The sequence below is a fragment of the Xanthomonas sp. SHU 308 genome (assembly GCF_000364645.1).
Taxonomy (GTDB): domain Bacteria; phylum Pseudomonadota; class Gammaproteobacteria; order Xanthomonadales; family Xanthomonadaceae; genus Xanthomonas_A; species Xanthomonas_A sontii.
This window is the reverse complement of the sequence record NZ_AQOK01000341.1, coordinates 1-2,567: the sequence shown is the minus strand read 5'-3', so window position 1 is coordinate 2,567 and position 2,567 is coordinate 1. Positions and strand designations below refer to the sequence as shown.

The window sequence follows — 2,567 nt, the reverse complement described above, 5'->3', positions numbered from 1 at the left end:
GGCGCCCTCCCGCAACGCCTGGCTGGGGTTGTCCCTGCTCGCCTGTGGCAGCCTGCTCGGCGGCTGCGACCGCACTCCGCCGCCAGCGCCAGCGCCGGCGCCCGCGTCCAAGCCTGCCGCAGCGCCGCCGCCGGCCCCGAGACACGATGACGACGACGACAAGACGCCGCTGCCGTTGATCCCGGCGCCTGCCAAGGCCGAGCGCGACGGCGGCACCCTGACCATCGGCACCGGCGCCGTGCTGTCGGTGCCCCTCGACGACGCCGGCGCGCAGCGCGTGGCGCAGCAACTGTCGCAATTGCTGAGCAAGACCCGCGGCCTGTCGCTGGAGGTGCGTGCGGAGACCATCCCCGCCGACGGCAGCATCCGCCTGCAGCTCAATCCCAATACCGAGGTCGCGCAGGCCGAGGGCTACACGCTGGACGTGGACCCGCGCACCATGCTGATCCAGGCGCGCGAGGAGCGCGGCCTGTTCTACGGCGCGATCAGCGCCTGGCAGTTGATGACCCCCGACGCCGGCAAGGGCGAGGTGGACGTGCCGCAGGTGCACATCCGCGACTGGCCGCGCTTCGGCTGGCGCGGCGTGCTGCTCGACGTGGCGCGGCACTTCCACAGCCCCGACACGGTCAAGCGCCTGCTCGACGCGATGGCCCAGCACAAGCTCAACGTGCTGCACCTGCACCTGACCGACGACCAGGGCTGGCGCATCGAGATCAAGCGCTACCCCAAGCTCACCGAGATCGGCGCCTGGCGCACCCCGCCCGGCGCGGGCACCCACGGCCTGCCCGATCGCTACGGCGGCTTCTACACCCAGGACCAGATCCGCGACCTGGTGGCCTACGCCGCCGAACGCCACATCACCATCGTGCCCGAACTGGACATGCCCGGGCATGCGCAGGCGGCGGTGGCGGCCTATCCGGAACTGGTCGGGGTGACCCGACAGCGGCCCAAGGTGTCGGTGGACTGGGGCGTCAATCCCTACCTGTTCAACACCAACGACAAGAGCATGACCTTCATCCGCGGCGTGCTGGACGAGGTGCTGCAGTTGTTCCCCTCGCCGTACATCCACATCGGCGGCGACGAAGCGGTCAAGGACCAGTGGGAACGCTCGCCGGCGGTGCGCGCGCAGATGCGCAAGCTCGGCATCAAGGATGCGCATGCGCTGCAGGGCTGGTTCAACCAGCAGCTGGCCGACTACCTGACCCAGCACCAGCGGCGCCTGATCGGCTGGGACGAGATCCTGGAAGGCGGGCTGCCGGCCAGTGCGTCGGTGATGTCCTGGCGCGGCGTGGACGGCGCGGTCGCCGCCGCCAAGCAAGGCCACGACGTGGTGCTGGCACCGGCCGGCTGGATGTACCTGGACAATCTGCAGAGCGCGCGCAACGACGAGCCCAACGGCCGCCTGGCCACGCTGCCGCTGCAGAAGGTCTATGGCTTCGACCCGGTGCCGGCGGCGCTCAGCGCCGAGGAGAGCAAGCACGTGCTCGGCGTGCAGGCGGCGCTGTGGAGCGAGTACATCCCCTCCACCTGGCATATCGACCATGCGCTGTTCCCGCGACTGAGCGCGGTGGCCGAGGCGGGTTGGTCGCCGATGGCCGCACGCGACTGGAACGGCTTCCTGCAGCGCATGCCGGCGCAGCTGGACCGCTACCGCCTGCAGGGCATCGCCTACGGCGACGGCGCCTTCGCCCCGGACATCGCCGTGCAGGGCGGCGACAACGCCGCGCTGGACAGCGGGAAGGCCACCGTGGTGCTGGGCAACCAGGCCAAGTTCGGCAGCTTCCGCTACACCACCGACGGCAGCGAGCCCAAGGCCGATTCGCCGCGCTACACCGCGCCGTTCGCGGTGACCCTGCCGGTGACCGTGCGCGCGGCCACCTTCGCCGACGACGGCCGTCTGCTGGCCGCGCCGCGCAGCCGCATCCTCGACCGCGCCAACCTGCTCAGCCGCGACACCCAGGGCCTGGCCTCGTGCGAAGGCGGCGAGCTGGGCCTGCGCGTGCCGCTGCTGCCGGACCTGGCCGACCAGGACACGCCGGTGTTCAACATCGACCTGTTCACCAGTTGCTGGCGCTATGCCGACGCGCGGCTGGACGGCATCGACCGCATCCGCATCGACGCCGCCCGCCTGGCGCGCAACTACGGACTGGCGCACGACCAGGCCAAGGTCAAGCGCTACCCGGCGCACAGCCCGCGCGGCGAGTTCGAAGTGCGGCTGGGCGACTGCAAGGGCAAGCTGCTGGCGCGGCTGCCGCTGCCGGCCGGCAAGACCCTGGGCGACCAGTTCGCGCTGGAAGCGCGGCTGCCCAGGCAGACCGGCGTGCACGACCTGTGCCTGCGCTCCACCGCGCCCATCGCCGGCCCGTACTACGCCATCGGTGCCGTCCATCTGATCGACACCGCGGCGCAGGCGCCCCCCGCCACCGCGCACTGACCACGGAGACCCTCGCATGACCCAGCCGCCCCGCCGCCCCCGTTCCGCGTCGCGCACGCGCCTTCCTGCCCGCCTCGGGTTGCTGCTGGCGCTGGCCTTGCCGGCGCTGGGCCAGGCGGCGGCGCCGACGACG

The 2,567-nt window shown here is 72.0% G+C and carries 1 protein-coding gene; it reads left to right on the top strand.

The genetic code is table 11. The features are described 5' to 3' along the window. Window positions 1–34 precede the first annotated feature (34 nt). On the top strand, window positions 35–2,434 hold the full coding sequence (locus D588_RS0111990; protein WP_232764286.1) for a family 20 glycosylhydrolase: 2,400 nt from the start codon (window positions 35–37) through the stop codon (window positions 2,432–2,434). Window positions 2,435–2,567 lie beyond the last annotated feature (133 nt).